The 16,456-nt window shown below is 63.6% G+C and carries 15 protein-coding genes; 5 read left to right on the top strand and 10 right to left on the bottom strand.

The features are described from left to right. Positions 1 to 16: 16 nt before the first annotated feature. The 7 genes from G3O01_RS32985 to G3O01_RS32955 form a co-directional block, all read right to left on the bottom strand. The gene (locus G3O01_RS32985; protein WP_205811171.1) at positions 17 to 745 is read right to left on the bottom strand and encodes an enoyl-CoA hydratase/isomerase family protein; all 729 of its coding nucleotides are present in this window, start codon (positions 743 to 745) and stop codon (positions 17 to 19) included. 78 nt (positions 746 to 823) lie between these two features. Further along, a complete protein-coding gene (locus G3O01_RS32980) occupies positions 824 to 3,190 on the bottom strand; it encodes a xanthine dehydrogenase family protein molybdopterin-binding subunit (RefSeq protein ID WP_205811170.1) in 2,367 nt (788 codons plus the stop codon). A 4-nt stretch (positions 3,191 to 3,194) separates the two neighbouring features. Further along, positions 3,195 to 3,716, bottom strand: a complete 522-nt coding sequence (locus G3O01_RS32975) for a (2Fe-2S)-binding protein (RefSeq protein WP_205811169.1) — start codon at positions 3,714 to 3,716, stop codon at positions 3,195 to 3,197. A gap of 19 nt (positions 3,717 to 3,735) precedes the next feature. Beyond that, entirely contained in the window at positions 3,736 to 4,617 is an 882-nt protein-coding gene (locus tag G3O01_RS32970) for an FAD binding domain-containing protein (RefSeq protein ID WP_205811168.1), read from the bottom strand. A gap of 30 nt (positions 4,618 to 4,647) precedes the next feature. Then, positions 4,648 to 5,349, bottom strand: coding sequence for an SRPBCC family protein (locus G3O01_RS32965; RefSeq protein ID WP_205811167.1), 702 nt, complete (start codon positions 5,347 to 5,349; stop codon positions 4,648 to 4,650). A 125-nt stretch (positions 5,350 to 5,474) separates the two neighbouring features. Beyond that, positions 5,475 to 6,269, bottom strand: a complete 795-nt coding sequence (locus G3O01_RS32960) for an alpha/beta hydrolase (protein WP_205811166.1) — start codon at positions 6,267 to 6,269, stop codon at positions 5,475 to 5,477. A 164-nt stretch (positions 6,270 to 6,433) separates the two neighbouring features. Beyond that, positions 6,434 to 6,838, bottom strand: a complete 405-nt coding sequence (locus G3O01_RS32955; RefSeq protein WP_205811165.1) for a carboxymuconolactone decarboxylase family protein — start codon at positions 6,836 to 6,838, stop codon at positions 6,434 to 6,436. 140 nt (positions 6,839 to 6,978) lie between these two features. Between G3O01_RS32955 and G3O01_RS32950 the strand changes: the two genes are divergently transcribed. The 5 genes from G3O01_RS32950 (at position 6,979) to G3O01_RS32930 (ending at position 13,283) form a co-directional block, all read left to right on the top strand. Next, positions 6,979 to 7,665, top strand: coding sequence for a GntR family transcriptional regulator (locus G3O01_RS32950; RefSeq protein ID WP_205811164.1), 687 nt, complete (start codon positions 6,979 to 6,981; stop codon positions 7,663 to 7,665). 218 nt (positions 7,666 to 7,883) lie between these two features. Next, complete coding sequence (locus G3O01_RS32945; RefSeq protein WP_205811163.1) at positions 7,884 to 9,182, top strand: MFS transporter; 1,299 nt, start codon at positions 7,884 to 7,886, stop codon at positions 9,180 to 9,182. A gap of 150 nt (positions 9,183 to 9,332) precedes the next feature. Then, entirely contained in the window at positions 9,333 to 10,742 is a 1,410-nt protein-coding gene (locus G3O01_RS32940) for a solute carrier family 23 protein (protein ID WP_241024456.1), read from the top strand. A gap of 232 nt (positions 10,743 to 10,974) precedes the next feature. Then, positions 10,975 to 12,018: a porin gene (locus tag G3O01_RS32935; RefSeq protein WP_205811161.1), complete on the top strand. Its 1,044-nt coding sequence runs from the start codon at positions 10,975 to 10,977 to the stop codon at positions 12,016 to 12,018. A 167-nt stretch (positions 12,019 to 12,185) separates the two neighbouring features. After that, a complete protein-coding gene (locus G3O01_RS32930; protein WP_205811160.1) occupies positions 12,186 to 13,283 on the top strand; it encodes a porin in 1,098 nt (365 codons plus the stop codon). A 55-nt stretch (positions 13,284 to 13,338) separates the two neighbouring features. On the opposite strand, the gene G3O01_RS32925 is transcribed toward G3O01_RS32930, so the two are convergent. The 3 genes from G3O01_RS32925 to G3O01_RS32915 form a co-directional block, all read right to left on the bottom strand. After that, positions 13,339 to 13,839 (bottom strand): nuclear transport factor 2 family protein, encoded by a 501-nt coding sequence (locus tag G3O01_RS32925; protein ID WP_205811159.1) that lies wholly within the window; start codon positions 13,837 to 13,839, stop codon positions 13,339 to 13,341. After that, a complete protein-coding gene (locus G3O01_RS32920; RefSeq protein WP_346779234.1) occupies positions 13,836 to 15,122 on the bottom strand; it encodes an aromatic ring-hydroxylating dioxygenase subunit alpha in 1,287 nt (428 codons plus the stop codon). The genes G3O01_RS32925 and G3O01_RS32920 overlap by 4 nt, the downstream gene beginning before the upstream one ends. Positions 15,123 to 15,194: 72 nt before the next feature. Further along, on the bottom strand, positions 15,195 to 16,412 hold the full coding sequence (locus G3O01_RS32915; RefSeq protein WP_205811158.1) for an FAD-dependent oxidoreductase: 1,218 nt from the start codon (positions 16,410 to 16,412) through the stop codon (positions 15,195 to 15,197). Between the last annotated feature and the right edge of the window lie 44 nt (positions 16,413 to 16,456).

Raw genomic sequence — 16,456 nt, 5'->3', positions numbered from 1 at the left:
GTGCAGCGGTGATGGATCAGCGACGCATCGACGTCATCGCGTTCGCGAGCGATGCACCCGCGACTTCGCTCGCGAGCGAGAAGTCGGGAATCGTGATTTCGCGGAAATACGTTTTCAGCGTCGCGATGGCGATGCGGTCGCGCGTGCAGATCGAAGCGACCATCGCGTCGGCGCGTTCGGCCAGTTTTTCAGCCGGCACGACTTCGGCGACGATGCCCCACTCGCGCGCGTTCGCGGCGTCGATCGTCTCCGTCAGATAGACCATGTGCGCGGAGGCCTTCGGCGGCACCTTGTGGCGCAGCACGGAGAGCACGAGGGTCGGCGGCAGGTTCTTCTGCAGTTCAGGAAGATTGAAGCGTGCATTGTCCGCGGCGACGGCGAGGTCGCACGCAGTGACGAGCGCGCAGCCGAAACCTTCCGCATCGCCTTGCACTTCGGCGAGCAGCGGCACTTCGCTTTCGTGCATCGCGCGATAGACATCGAGAATCGGATCGGCGACGTTGCGGCGAAACTGCGCCGACGTCGGCGGCGTGGCCGGCGGCGCGCTGACCGCGCGGCCACGGCAGAACGCCGGACCGGACGCGCGGATGCGGATGATCTTCACGTTGCTGTCGCGGCCGGCCTTGCGGATCTCGGCGGCGAGCGCGCGCATGGCGTCGAGCGTCAGCGTGTTGCCGAGGTCCGGCTGGGAGAGGGTGATCCGGTATTCGGATTCGTGGAGCGCTGCGGTGAATTCAGTCGTCATGGCATCAGGTCCAAACTTAAGGTCCAAACAATGAAAACAGGGAAGGGACGCCCGCGCGGAGCGGGCGCCTGCGGCAGGTCAGCGCGCGTAAGCGCCGGCCTCCTTGAGCTTCTGGAACACACGCTGCGGAACGAGCGGTGCTTCGGTGAATTCGACGCCGTATTCCGAGAGCGCGTCTTCCATCGCCGCGACGATCGCCGCTGCGGCCGGAATCGTGCCGCCTTCGCCCGCGCCCTTGACGCCGAGCGGGTTCAACGGCGAAGGCGTTTCGAGGTGGACGATGTCGATGTTCGGCACGTCGGTTGCCATCGGCAGCAGGTATTCGCCGAAGTTCGTCGTGGTCGGTTGCGCGTTCTCGTCGTATTGCATCCACTCGAGCGTCGCGTTGCCGATGCCGTGCGCGACCGAACCGATCACCTGGCCATCGACGATCATCGGATTGATCAGCTTGCCCGAGTCGTGCGCCATCACGTAGTTGAGGATCGTGATGTGACCTGTCTCGCGATCGACTTCGAGTTCGACGACGGCGGTGCCGTTGCAGTACGTCGACTGCGCGGGCGAGAAGTATTTCGTCTCTTCGAGGCCGGCGGTGAGGCCCTTGGGCATCGTGAAGCCCGGCATGCCTTGCGAGATTTTCGCGAGATGGCCGTAGCTCATGCGCTGTTCGATGCCCGAGCGGCGCGCGACGTGACCCTCGATCAGCACGAGTTCGCTGGGCTCGCACTTCCACAGGTGCGCGGCGAGCGTGAACATCTTTTCGCCCACGGCCTGAGCGGCGATGTAGACGGAGTTGCCCGCATTGACCGTCGCGCGGCTCGCGAACGTGCCGACGCCCATCGAGATGCCGCCCGTATCGCCCGTAATGACGTCGATCGTTTCGAGCGGCACGTTCAGCTGTTCGGCGCAGATCTGCGCGAAGGTCGTCTTGTGGCCCTGGCCTTGCGGCGACGCGCCCGTGATCACGACAATGCGGCCGTTCGCCTGCACGCGCACCGTGGCGCCTTCGAACGGACCCATGCCCGTGCCTTCGACGAAGCTCGCCATGCCGATGCCGATGAAGCGGCCTTCGCGGCGCGCTGCGGCTTTGCGCTCGGCGAAGCTCGCGTAGTGCGCGCGTTCGAGCGCGGCTTTCTGACAGGCCGGATAGTCGCCGCTGTCGTAGCGCAGCGGGCTGCCGTCGCGATAGATGAAGCCTGCGTCATAGGGCATCTGCTCCGGCTGGATCAGATTGCGCCAGCGCAGTTCCGCGCGGTCCATGCCGAGTGCGCGCGCGGCCTTGTCGAGAATCCGCTCCATCGCGAACACCGCCTGCGGACGGCCTGCGCCGCGCACCGGTGAAGTGGCGCACTTGTTCGTGTAGACGACGTCGAGCTTGGCGGCCATCGCGGGAATCACGTAAGGGCCGGGCGTCGTCGTGATGGAGATATACGGCGTGATGATGCCCCACGGCAGGAACGCGCCGTTGTCGTGCACCATCTCCAGTTTCACGCCGCGAATCTTGCCATCGTTGCCGAGCGCCATGCGCACGGTCCACCACTGGTCGCGCTCCTGCGTGACGGCGAGAAAATGCTCGCGCCGGTCTTCAATCCATTTGACGGGACGTTTGAGCGCAACGGCCGCGATCGCGACGAGCGCTTCTTCCGGATAGAACGGCAGCTTCGGACCGAAGCCGCCGCCGACGTCGTTCATCAGCACGCGCAGCTTTTCGGCATCCCATTCGAGCAGTTCGACGAGGTTCTTCTTCTCGTGGTGCGGCGCCTGACCCGACGACCACACGGTCAACTCGCCGTTGGCCGCATGGTATTCGGCGAGATAGCCGCGTGTTTCCATCGGATGCGCGGAGCCACGGTTCTGCCAGTATGTTTCCTCGACGATATGCGGTGCATCGTTGAAGGCGGCGTCGATATCGCCGAAACCCATTTCGATATGCGCGACGACGTTGTCTTTCGCGTCGGTGTGGCAAAGCGGCGACTCGGGACGCAGTCCGTCGCGGCAGTCGGCGACGGCGGGCAGCGGCTCGTACTCGATCTCGATCAGACCACATGCGTCTTCGGCGATATAGCGGTTGTCCGCGACGACGAACGCCACCGCTTCGCCCGCGAACGTCACTTCCGTCGACGCCAGCAGTTCCTGGGTACGCTCGAAGCGGATCGCCGGATTCGGCAGCATCGACGGCGCACGGCCGCGCGCGCGGCCGCTCAGGTCCGCGTGCGTGTAGACGGCGTGCACGCCCTTGAGTTCGCGGGCCGCCGTGCAGTCGATCGAGACGATCTTCGCGTGCGCGTGCGGGCTGCGCAGCACCGCGGACTGCAGCATGTTCGGCAGGTGCACGTCGTCCACGTAGGAACCCTGGCCCTGCAGCAGCTTCTTGTCTTCGGTGCGCGCGACGCGCTTGCCGATGAAGCGCTGGTCGGTGGGCGCACCCTTCAGATCGGATATTTCCATCGTGTTACTCCGTAGCGTGTGCTGCCGATGCCGCTGGTGTTGCAGCACGCTGATCGCGAATGCGCTGTGCAGCGAGCAGGGCCGCAGCCACGATCGGCTGATAGCCCGTACAGCGGCACAGATTGCCCGTGATCGCTTCGCGGATCTCGGCTTCCGTCGGCGAATCCGTTTCGTTCAGCAGTTCGGTCAGCGTCATCAGCATGCCGGGCGTGCAGAACCCGCACTGCAGCGCGTGTGTTTCGCTAAAGGCTTTTTGCAACTCGTTGAGCGTGCCGTCCGCGTGGGCGAGCCCTTCGACGGTGGTCAGCGAGCGGCCGTTCACCTGGGCTGCGAGCGTCAGGCAGGCGCGCGCGGTGCGGCCTTCGATCAGCACGGTGCAGGCACCGCATACGCCGTGCTCGCAGCCGTAGTGCGTGCCGGTGAGATTGAGGTCGTGACGCAGGAAATCACCGAGCATGCGGCGCGATTCCACCTCGTGCTCATAAGCGGTGCCGTTGACGACGACTCTGACGATACGAGTCTCCATGTCCATCTCCTCTGTCACTCTACGATTGTCTTGCGACGCGCGAGAACGCTGTTTTCAGCGCTCTTTCGGTCAGGACGCCGGCAAGATGCTGGCGGTAGTCGGTACTGACGTGCGCATCCGTCATCACGTCGAGCGCACGGGCGGCGTCGCTCGCTATACGCAGCGCGCTGTCGTCCATCGGGCGTCCGCGCAGGGACGTCTCGACTTCGTGCATCCGGACGGGGCCGGGCGCTACGCCGCAGATCGTCAGCGATACGCGGTCGAGGCGTCCTTGCGCATCCGCGGTGCACAGCGCCGCGACACCGACGATCGCGTAATCGCCATGACGGCGCGCGAACTCTTCGAATGCATAGCCATGACCTTCGGGCCAGATGTCGAGCGAAATGCCGGCGAGCAGTTCGCCTTCTTCGAGCGCGGGCGTCATGTACATCAGCGCCCAGTCGGACATCGGCAGCTCGCGGTGTGTGACGGCGCCGTCTTCGTAGCGGGCGATGGTCAGCACGCCGTCGAGCGCGGCAGTGAAGCACGGCTGTTCCGACGACGGATCGAGCTGGCACAGGCTGCCGCCGAGCGTGCCGCGATTGCGGATCTGCTTGTGGCTGACGAGCTGGTAAGCCTCGCGGATCAGCGGTGCGCGCTGCGTGACGAGCGGCGACAGTTCGATGTCGCGTTGCCGGGCCATTGCGCCGATGTGCAGGCGGCCATCGCGCTCTTCGATGCGGGTCAGTGCTTCGACGCCGTTCAGGTCGATCAGGTGACTCGTCATCAGATACCGGAAGTTCATCATCGGCATCAGCGACTGGCCGCCGGCGAGCACTCGCGCGTCCTCGAGCGTGCCGAGCAGTTGCGCGGCTTCGTCGACGGTGGTCGGCGCGTGATACTGGAATTCACTGGGTTTCATGCGTGCTCCGATAGTGCGGCGGTGACTTCTTCAGTGATGCTGTTTGACGCCGAAGAGCCGCGCGAAGAAATTCACGATCGATTGCCACATCGCCTTGCGCATGAGCGCGCCGGCGTCGAGCGGCGCGACGGGTGCCGGTGCGGGCGGCGGGCGACGCGCTTCGGTGGCGGGCCTCGGCGCATCCGATGCCGTCGCAGCGGCGGGCGCGCCCGGCTCGCTCGCGATGTCCGGAGCAACGGCGGGAGCCGCGGCTTGCGCAGCATGTGCCGCGTCCGCTTCGATAAGCGCGGCAAGGTTCTTCGCGAACTGGTTCAGCAGTTGTTGCGAGAGCGCCTCGATCATCCCGGCGCCGCGCCCGTACTGCGCAACCGTGCCCGACAGATTGACGTCCGACACGACGTCGACTTTGGTCTTGCCGCCGCCCGCGTCGGCGACGGCTGCGTTGATCTGCGCTTCGGCGCCGCCGCGGCCTTTGGTGTCGGTGCCGCTGGCGGACACCACGACCGTGCGGTCGGCGTCGTTCTGTTCAGCGATCTTGAATTTGCCCGCGAACTTCAGCGTGAGCGGGCCAAGCTTGACGGTGAAGCCGCCCTTATAGCTGCCGTCGGGCTGCTGTTCCTTAAGTTCCGCGCCCGGAAAACACGGTGCGGACCGTTCGATGTCGATCATTGTTGCCCATACGTCCGTGGGCGGTGCATCGACCGTGAAGGATGATCGGATTGTGATTGCCATGCTGCCTCCTGGGAGCGATCGGCCCGTCTGGGCGTCGCTCCGTTTATCTGATTACACATCTGATCACTACTGAGCCGCGTGACGCTTGAGACTGTTCCAACGCGCCGGCGGGCTCGCGTTTCATTTCACTCGGTGAGCGTCGACAGAAAATCGTCGAAGATCGCTGCGAACACGGCGCGCATGTCGAATGCGCCAAAGTGCGCAGCACCCGGCACCACGACGAAGCGGCTGTGCGGCAGCGCATCGGCGATCTTCTGCGACACGGCCGGCGGGATACTCGCGTCCGCTTCGCCCGCGACGACGAGCGCCGGTGCCGACACGCCCGGCAGTTCGCCGAGATTGTCGAGCAGCGAGATGGCCCGCCAGTTCGCGCTCCAGCTGTACCAGTCGTCCGCGGCGAGCCGCTCGCGACACTTCTGGACGAGATCGGGGCGCGGTGTGTCCGTGAGGAACCAGCGCGCGATCGTCTCGTCGATCACTTCGGACATCGAACCTTGCCGGCTCATGTCGCCGCGCGCGAGAATGCGCGGGCGCACTTCGTCGGGAAAGCCACCCGCTGTGCCGCACAGAATCAGCGCGCCGGCGAGTTCGGGAAACTGGATCGCGACACGCTGCGCAATCATCCCGCCCATCGATACACCGATCAGCGTCGCACCCGCCAGGCGCTCCTGGCGTAGCACGGCGGCGACGTCGGCCGCATGTTCGGCAAGCGTGATGGGAGCGGTGACGGTGCTCGAATGGCCGTGGCCGCGAATGTCGATTGCGACGACGTCATACGATGCGGCCCAATGCTCGACGTACTCGTCCCACCAGCATCGGTCGACGCCGATCGGATGAAGCAGAACCAGCGGCCGGCCCGTCCCGCGACGGGAGTAAGCGATGCGGCCGGCTGGGATTTCGCAGAAAGTTGAATGAGACATGACTTGTACGGGTAAGGCTCGGGGAGCGACAGGTGCCTGATGCGCCTGGTTACCGGCTCGGCAACCCACAGCGGGAAACGCCCGCGACCCACTGAACTGCCAGGCATGCGTGCCTGGGATGAGGTGACGGATCGCCGGGCGACGTCACGAACCGCAAGCCGTTTTCAGGCGGTCGCCGCGGCTTTCGCCTTCAGGTCGAGCACGACCGCTTTCGCGCGACGCAATCCTTCGGCCGCCACGGGAATGCCTGCGTAGACGCCCGCCTGCAGCACCACTTCGGCAATTTCCTCTTCCGTCACACCGTTGTTCACGGCACCGCGGGTATGCACTTCGAATTCGTGCCAGCGGCCGAGCGACGCCAGCATCGCGAGGTTCAGCATGCTGCGCGTTGCGCGCGTCAGGCCCTCGCGGTTCCACACGTTGCCCCAGCACACGTCTTCCGTGTATTCGCGGAACACGGTGTCGAAAAGATGGGGATCGGCGTTGCCCGCCGTGTGGCTCGCGCCGAGCACCTCCTTGCGAATCTTTGCGCCGATGGCACGACGTTCGGATAGCGTGATGTCTTCCATGAGTAACCTTCGGGTTTGTCCAACGGTTGTAGGATTGTATAATTGGAGGACAGTATCGGAGCTTCGTTTTCGAATGTCAATATGATTGTATTACGAAGTTTTGACGAGGCTCTCCCCAATTCATACGGCAAAGGGATGGAATGAATACCAACAGACTGGTAGTTCGACCGGTAGCAACGCTGCGCCAGCAGGTGATCGACAGCTTGCGCGGGTGTATCAGCGATCTGACTTTCAAGCCGGGCGACCGGCTGGTCGAGCGCGAACTGTGCGAGATGTTCGGCGTGAGCCGCACGCTCGTTCGGGAAGCGCTGAGTCAGCTCGTGGCCGAAGGGCTCGTGCAGATCATTCCGCACAAGGGGCCGATCGTCTCCGTCATGACGGGCGACGAGGCGAGAGGGCTTTATGAAGTGCGCGCGGTACTCGAGGCGCTGGCGGGCCGCCAGTTCACCGAGCGCGCAACGGACGAGCAGCGCGCGGCGCTGAAACAGGCGTTGAGCGAACTCGCATCGATGCGGGAACTGCAGGGGCAGGACGGCACGATGCGCTTCCTGAGACAGAAGGCCCAGTTCTACGACGTGATGCTCGAGGGCGCCAACAATCCTGTGCTGACCGAGATGCTGCGTCTGGTCCATACGCGCGTGATGATGCTGCGCGCGACGACGCTCTCGCAGGAGGGGCGCCTGCCGCAAAGCTACGACGAGATCGCGACGATCGTCGATGCAGTCATGCGCAACGACGCCGACGCGGCTGCAGCGGCGTGCAAGCGCCATGTGGAGCAGGCGGAAAAACTGGCGGTGCAGGTGCTGGCGGTAGCGGCCAACGACTAGGCCGGCCGGAACGCCGCGTCGACGACGTAAGCCTCCGCCCGATCGCGCACAGACGTGATCTGGCGGATGGTGATCATCGGCGCATCGTGTCGTAATACAATAATCTGTATTGCAATCTAATTGCATTACGCTATACTGCGCCCAATGACGAAACGGGCACCACGACCCGTACCAATCAAATCGCCCGCTTTCGCGGCGAAAGATCAGGAGACGGGACAATGGGCACAACGCAGTGCGCGAAGCCGGCGTCGGCGGCTTCGGCCGAGCCTCAGGGATTCAGGCTGTCGCGCTATCAGTGGCTGGCGCTGATTTCGGCGTTCCTCGGATGGATGTTCGATTCGATGGACCTGAATCTCTTCACGCTCGTGCTCGTGCCGAGCGTCGGCCAGCTGCTGCATAGCTCCGATGCGACCGAAATCAGCAAGATCGGCAGCTACATCATTGCGGGCAAGCTGCTTACGTGGGGCATCGGCGGCGTGCTGTTCGGCGTGGCCGCCGACCGCTTTGGCCGCTCGCGCGTCATGGGCTGGACCATCCTCATCTACGCGGCGTTCACCCTGCTGAGCGCATTTTCAAGAACATGGACGGAACTCGCGGTCGCGCAGGCGATGGCGGGTTTCGGCATCGGCGGCGAATGGGCGGCAGGGGCGGCGCTCGTCGCCGAATCGTGGCCGGGCCGGCAACGCGCCCGCGCGATGCAGATCATGCAGATGGCGTTCGCGTTCGGCTTTCTCGCGGCGGCGCTCGACAATCTGCTGCTCGGCCGCTTCGGCTGGCGCGTCGTGCTCGGCGTGGGCGCCGCACCCGCGCTCATCACGATTCTCGTGCGCCGCTTCGTGCCCGAGCCGCAACGCTGGGTGCAGGTGCGCGACAGCGTCATCGCCGAATCCGCGATGCAAACCTTCACCGCGATCTTCGCGCCGGGCCTTCGCCGCAAGACGATCATCGGCGTGGTCGTCTCGTCGGCGGCGATGCTCGGCTGCTGGGGCGGTCTCACGTTCCTGCCGAGCTGGATTCATCAGCTGTCGGTCACGGCTGCGGATCACCGCGACATCGGCACGACGGTCAGCTACGCGTTCATTCTCATGATGATCGGCGCGACGCTCGGCTATCTGACGCTGATCTGGATGCTCGATGCACTTGGCCGCCGTATGTCGTACTTCATCTTCTCGGCCGGATCGCTCGCGATATCGCTGGTGCTCTTCATGACGGTGCATGACATCGGCGGCGTGCTGTGGCTGATGCCCGTGTACGGTTATTTCGTGATCGGCGCATTCGGCACATTTGCGGCCTATCTGCCCGAGCTTTTCCCAACCCGCGTGCGTGCAACGGGACAGGGCTTCTGCTGGAACATGGCCCGCGCGCTGACGAGCATTGGTCCGATCGCCGGGAACGCCGTGGTCGCGAAGTTCGGTTCGTTTCCGGCAGCATCGGCGGCGGTGTCGCTGCTCTTTATCGTGGGCATGGTGTCGATCTGGTTCGGTCCCGAGACGAAGGGCGTTCCGCTCGACAACTGAGGATCACTGAAGATACGGGTGGCACGCCGTCCGTCACGGACATGCAAGCTGTTTCCTTCGCGTGATGGCGTCTGAAGGGAAAGGGTGCGATGCGGCCATAGAGTCTGCGTCGCCGGACAGGATTTCGTTTTTGATCGAATGGAACGCACCTTGAGCACAGACATACCGAACCCCGGCGCTGCAATCCGGGAGGCCGCTGCAGAGCATGCGTCTGCGCGCGTTTTCGACGTCGGAATCAACGAGCGGTTGCCACTCTCGCAACTGGTCGTGCTTGCGCTGCAAAACGTCTTCGGCATGACGGGCATGTTCGTGTTCCCGGGAATTCTCGGCCGCGCTTTTCATCTGTCCGATCCGCAGATCGCGTATCTGTACGGGATGACCTTCATGTCGTGCGGGATCATCACGATCCTGCAATCGGTGCTGCTGTTGCGCCTGCCCGTCGCGCAGGGTCCTTATGCAGGGAGTTTCGGTGCGCTGCTGACGGTCGGTCATTTGCAGTCGGGCGGGCTCGGCACGGCGTTCGGATCGTTCTTCGCCGCGTCGCTGATCTGGTGTCTGCTCACGGTGCCGATCCGCGGACGCAGCATTGCGGGCATGTTCGCGCGGCATCTGCGCCTGCCCATCATCTCGGGGATGATCGTGATGCTGATCATGGTCCAGATCTCCAGCGTCGCACTGCCGACCTGGATCGGCAGCCCGAAGAGTCCCGGCTTTCCGGTCGTGAACCTGCTTTCCGGCGCGGTCGCCGTGGCGGGCATCGTGTTCGCGATGTTGTGGGGCGGACGCCGGCTGCGTCGCGTCGCGATCCTGCTTGGTCTCGCGCTCGGTACGCTGGCCTATACGCTGTTCCAGCCGGTGTCGTTTGCGGCCGTGGCTGCTGCGCCGCTCGTCGTCGAACCGCATATCTTTCCGTTTGGCTTCGGCGTGCGCCCCGATCTCGTTGCGGTGTTCCTGCTCGTGCTGATTCCGGCGGGCATGGGATCGATGGCGCTCTACCAGACAGTTGCCGACTGGGGCGGGGAGACGCTGAGTCCGGGTCGCATGTCCGAAGGCCTGTTCGGCGTGGCGATCGGCTCGGTCGTCGCGGCAATGTGGGGTGGCTTCAGCACGATCGCGTATCCGGACAATATCGGCATTCTGCGTGCGACGCGCGTTGGTTCGCGCTATGTGACGCTCGCGGCAGGCGTTCTCCTGATCGTGCTCGGCGGCTGCGTGAAGTTCGACATGCTGCTCGTCGTCGTGCCGATCCCCGTGATCTCGGCGGCCGCGACGCTGCTGTTCGGCATCGTCTTCATGCATGGCGTGCACATTCTCGCGCAGGTCGAATGGGACGATCGGCGGCTGATTGCAGCGGGGCTCGCGTTTCTCGTCGGTCTAGGTGGTCTTTTCATCTCGCCTGAAGTCATTCATGCGATGCCGCTGATGCTGCAACTCGTGCTCCAGCAGCCGGTGATCTCCGGCGGTCTCACGCTGGTGGTACTGCACACGCTGCTTTGCTCGAAGCAGCAGCCGTCGAAAACACCGGCGGCAGCGCACGCACGCGCGCAGAACCAGGCTTAAGCAAGGCCGTAAAACCTGTCCGGACTGGCCCGCCCAGACCATTCGACGTTCTGCTGTATCTGAAGACCGCACGCTGACATCGATAAGACGTGTCAATGCAGATTTAACAGTTTGTAGTACGAATTAACAATGTGGTGATCCTCCGGAGCATTATTCGACGCGTACCAGCGTGTTAGAAGGCGCCCCGCCTCGCAGCGATAAATCAAAAGATCTGGAAGGGCAGGAGACATAGATGAAAATAAAACTGGGGTTGAATGCGTTGGTGCTTGGCGCCGCCATGTTTGCGGGAGCGGCGCACGCGCAATCGAGCGTGCAGCTCTATGGGCTTCTCGATGCGTTCATCGGCTACAAGAAGCCGATGAACGGGCAGTCGAGCGTGATCGCCGGCAACGGCGGTATGACGGCGCCGTATTTCGGCTTGCGCGGCACGGAAGATCTCGGCGGCGGCACCAAGGTTCTCTTCGACCTCGAAGGCTACTTCAATATCCAGAACGGAACGATGGGCCGCACCGGTTTCCCGCATGACGGCCTGTTTTCGCGCAACGCGTACGTCAGCGTGAGCGGTGCATACGGCACGGCGAGTGCAGGCCTGATTCCGCCGCTGCTGTGGTTCTCGACCATTACCTTCAACCCGTTCTGGAATTCTTTCGTCTTCTCGCCGATCGTGCTGCACAGCTACGTCGGCGTGAATGGGCAAGGCGTATTCGGCAATGCGGGCGAGTGGTGGAACTCGGTGTTCTACTCGTCGCCGACTTTCAACGGCCTCACCGGGAAGGCCATGTATTCGTTCGGCGGCGAGCCGGGCCATCTCGGCCAGAACAAGTGGAGCGGCCAGATCTCGTACAACCCCGGCGCGTTCTCGACGTCGATTGTGTATCAGCAGATCAAGTACAGCCTGAACGCGGGCGACCTCGGCACGGTGTTGCCGGGATTGACGACGCAGTCGGTGGTGAACGTCGGCGCGTCGTACGACCTGAGCGTCGTGAAGCTGTTTGGCCAGTATCAGCACATCTGGGACTCGATCTCGACTGGCGATGTCGGTATCGATACCGGACAGATCGGCTTCTCGATTCCCATCGGTTACGGCCGGATTCTCGGCTCGGACGCGTATTCGAAGAGTTCCGGCCATAGCTCGGTGTATCGCAACACCTGGGCGTTCTCGTACGACTACACGCTGTCAAAACGCACCGACGTGTACGTGGCCGTGCTGTCCGATCGCGCCAGCAAGATGTCGACGGGCACCACGGTAGGCGGCGGTCTGCGCACGCAGTTCTGATCGACGGCCGGCAAGCGGCGGGCACGCAGACGCGTATAAGCGGAACGCAAGAACGCCATACGCGGATCGGGCCGGACCTTCGTGCAATCAACGATTGACGGCAGGGAAGGATGCGCATTGACGCTCATTCCCCGCCCTACAAATTTAACGATGTCAATGGAGGAGATATGTTTGAAACTGAAGGAGCAGGAAGCGGCGCACGCGGGATTGGCCTGTGGCGTTCGCTGGCAGCAATGACCTTGTTGGGGCTTTCGGGTGGGGTAGCTCACGCACAAAGCAGCGTCACGTTGTATGGCTCGCTGGACGGCGGGCTGCGCAATCTCGTGAACGGTACGAAGGCAGGCGGCGCGGCGCTGTCGATGGCATCGAACGGCGTCTACAAATCGAATCGCTGGGGCTTTCTCGGCGTCGAGGATCTGGGCGGTGGATACTTCGTCCGCTTCGATCTTGAGGCAGGCTACATTCTGTCGACGGGCGCCAACAGCAGCACGACTAATCAGCTGTTTCAACGTAATTCCACGGTCGGGTTCGGCGGACCGTTCGGGCAGGTCGACATCGGCCATCAGTTCACGCTGCAACACAGGCTGATCCGGGATTTCGAACCGTTCAACCTGCGCTATCTGGGCATTACCGAAGCGGCGGCGATTTCGGGCGGCACCAGCGGCCGCGACGACAACGCGATCCATTACCACGGCGACTTCGGTCCGTGGACGGCACGCGCGGTCTATGCACCGGGCGGCATTGCGGGCAGTCTTGCCAGCGGCACGATGCTCGCGGGCGGCCTGAACTACCACACGAAAATGTTCAAGTTCGGTGCCGGCTATACGCACCGCTCGAACCCGCTTTCGACCACGGCAGCCACGACCCCGTATTTTGCCAACAACCAGTACACGGCCGGCGGTGCAGTGTCGCTCGGTCCCGTCGAAGCGATGGGCGGCTATTCGCTTGCCATGCAATCGGTTCCCTCGACGGTGCACGGCGCGACGCGCAACCAGTACGTGTGGGGCGGTCTGCGCTATGAGGCGACGCCGTTCCTGAACGTGACGGCCGCGTACTACGACAACAAGAATTCGACGGCCGGCGTGGATGGCCGCAAGGACGTCGCCATTCTGGGCGTCACGTACGCGCTGTCGAAACGGACGCTGCTTTATGCCGACATCGACTACACGCATTTCACGGGCGTCTACGTGACCAACGCCACGCTGAATCCGTCGGGGCATGAGAAACAGACGGGCTTCTCGATCGGTATGAATCACGACTTTTAAGCGAGGCTGAAACACGCAGCAAAAGGGGGCGCGGAAGCGCCCCCCTTCGACCCGCTCAGACAGGCGCCACGATCGAAGTCGGGTAGAGCAGCGTATCCGTCACGCAGATGCGGCTCTCGAACACGAACCGCTCGCCATCGACGATGACGCGATCGATATAACGTCCCGACATCACGACTTCCGTCATCCGGTCGAGCATGGTTTGCAGGATCAGAAAATCCGCGCCGACGCGATAACCGTCGCCATCGGCCTGAACCGCCATGCCGCTGACGATGTGCCGCAGCGCGCGCGGCTGCGAGATCGTCGTCTCCGTCGTCGTGAACGCGCGGTCTTCGATCATCCCTTTGCCGTCGCAGTAGATGATGGCAATCGGCAGCCCGCGTTCGTGGTTTTCCTTCGTCGTCAGGCGATACTCGGCGTGCGCGCTGAAGCAGTCGGCCCAATCCTTGTAGCGTCCTTCGTCGAGCGCCGCGGTGTAAGCAGCGTAGAGATCCATGATGGCAAAACGTACGTCCGCCGAAACGGCCTGCACGCGTTGCTGAGTCTGCATAGTCATAATCCCATCACCTTGCGGTAGTGTTGGTACAGTCCGCGCACGGCCACTTCGGTAATCGTGTGGTCGTGATTCTCAACGGTGCGTCCAGCCATCTCTGCGACGCCCGCGCGGTCGTTATAGGGCGTCACGCCTTCCTGCGACATCACCATCACTTCGCTGTCGTCGACCGACACGAAGCCCGCCGGTCCCATCAGGTTGGCCTGACGGATGCGGTGCGCGCGCATTTCCGGCGTGTCGTCCGCGTAACCGAAGAAAGTCCAGTGCAGGTCGTGGCTGTCCGGCCCGCGCGGGACCAGATGGCGCATCGCCAGCGTGTTCGATTGCTGCTGGATGATCAGGTTCGGCCAGAACGTGCACATCACGGCCGTCACATCGCCGGGAAATTCACGGATCAGATCGAGCACGCGCGTGTCCTTGAGCTGCATGTCGCTGCGCAGCGTCTGCCGCATTTCATGCGCGGCGACTTCGTCGAGCTTGCCGCCGCGCCGGTTGATCATCGCGCAGTGGCGTCCCGTCTCGTCCATCTCGATCGCCGATTCCGCGTCCATCCGGAACAGGCCGAACGTCACGAAAAAGACGTGCAGCAGACTCGCGTGATACGGATCCTTCAGGTTCTCGAACATGAACTTCCAGTTGCCGTCGATCCGCTGCCGCATGTAGCCGAGCAGTTCGAGCTTGCGCCCGTCGAACACGCGGTCGTAGTACCCCAGCATGCGCGGGCCGAGATAGTCTTCGAACGACTCGACGCTTGCATCGAACGACGCGAAGATCGCCCCGTTGCGCACGTTCACCACCAGCGGTTGCGCGCGATGCTGGCCCAGCTCGAAGTCCTTCGGCATGCCGCCCTTGCCCTTGTAGCCGCGACGGAAGGGCAGGCCCGTGACATTGCCCTTCAGGTCGTAGCTCCAGTGGTGATACGGGCAGGTGAACGACTTCGCGTTGCCGTGTTCGCTCTGGCAGAACGCCACGCCGCGATGCGCGCAGCTGTTGGCGAAGGCGTTGACGCTGCCGTCCGTGTCGCGCACGACGACGATCGGCAGATCGCCGACAAAGCTGCGTTTGAAATCGCCCGGATTCGGAATCTCGCATTCGAGCGCGACATAGGCCCAGTTCGGTCCGCGGAAAATCCGTTCCTGTTCGCGGCGATAGATCGCCTCGTCCGTATAGACCCAGAACGGAATGCGCGAGCAGCCGCCGTCGGGCCAGACATAGTCAGGCGCGGCACCATCGCCGGCAGCCGTAGCGGGCGCAGCATGCCTGGCCCATTTGATTTCGGTCTCCACCTTTCATCTCCACAAGATAGGAATGCAATGTCAACTGCGCCTGCGCGCGTGGCGCGCGGGTGCAGATTTCGTTCAGTTGCGCATCAGGCTGGAAAGCGGCCGTGCGATATCGCCAATTTCCGCGCAATCGATGCGCTGCTGCGTATCGATCAACCGTTTGATATTGCGCCGCTCGCGTGCCGCGTTGATCAGCACTGCGCCGCGAATCGTGCTGTCGGCAACGAAGAAGGCGCACCACGAAGGCGCTGTGACGTCTCCGCGTATGACGACGATATCGTCGGCTGCGCGGCCGCCCAGCATCTGGATGTTGCGGTCGTATTGATCGGTCCAGAACCACGGTGCCGCGGCGGCGACAGGTTCGACGCCGGCAATGGCGTTGGCGGCGGCCTGTGCCTGCAGTTCGGCGTTTTCCCACGACTCGAGGCGCACGGATTCGCCCAGCCAGTGCGTGCGTTGCCGCGCGACGTCGCCCACCGCGTAGACCGAGGACAGCGACGTGCGCGCCTGTGCGTCGACGAGCACGCCGTCGGCGCATTCAGCACCTGCGGCGCGGGCAAGCTCGTCGTTCGCGACCGCGCCGATTGCGACGACAACGACATCGGCAGCAAGCAACGTACCGTCTCCCAGCCTGACGGCCTCGACAAAGGATTGACCTTCGAGCGCGGCAACTGTCACGCCGGTGCGAACGTCGACCTGATGCAGGCGATGCAGATCCGTCAGATACTGACCGAGGAAACCGCCCAAAATGCGGGGCAACAGCCTGTCGCTGCTTTCGAGCACGGTAACGGCACACTGTCGTGCAACAGCCGTGGCCGCGATTTCGAGTCCGAGAAAACCTCCGCCGATTACGACGACATTCGCGCCGGGTGAGAGGCGTGCCGACAGCTTCGCGCTGTCGCCGATCGTACGCAGCGTCAGCACGCCGTCGAGCGTCGCGCCGGGTGCGACGAGCGGCCGAGGCCGCACGCCCGTCGCGAGCACGAGATTGTCGTAGGCAAGCGGCTCGCCGTGAGCGAGCGAGATCTGCCTGGCGCGCCAGTCGAATCCGGTGACCTGCACGCCGGCGCACAGCGCGATCCGATTCTCCTCGTACCACGCGCCGGGAAAGATCGTCGCTTTGGAGGGCGAGGCGCCATTGAGGATTTCTTTCGACAGCGGCGGGCGCTCATACGGCAGATCGTGTTCCTCGCCGAGCAATACGATATCGGCGGTCTCGTCGAGCTTGCGCAGCGCCGTGGCGGTTCTCGCGCCGGCCTGTCCCGCGCCGACGATCACGGTTCGCCCGCTCACATCATCACCCGCTGTGCGAAGCTATTTGAAAGCTGGCAGCCTCT

Source organism: Burkholderia sp. Ac-20365 (genome assembly GCF_017104715.1).
Lineage (GTDB): Bacteria > Pseudomonadota > Gammaproteobacteria > Burkholderiales > Burkholderiaceae > Paraburkholderia.
The sequence above is the reverse complement of the archived record's forward strand: the minus strand, read 5'-3'. Positions and strand labels throughout refer to the sequence as shown.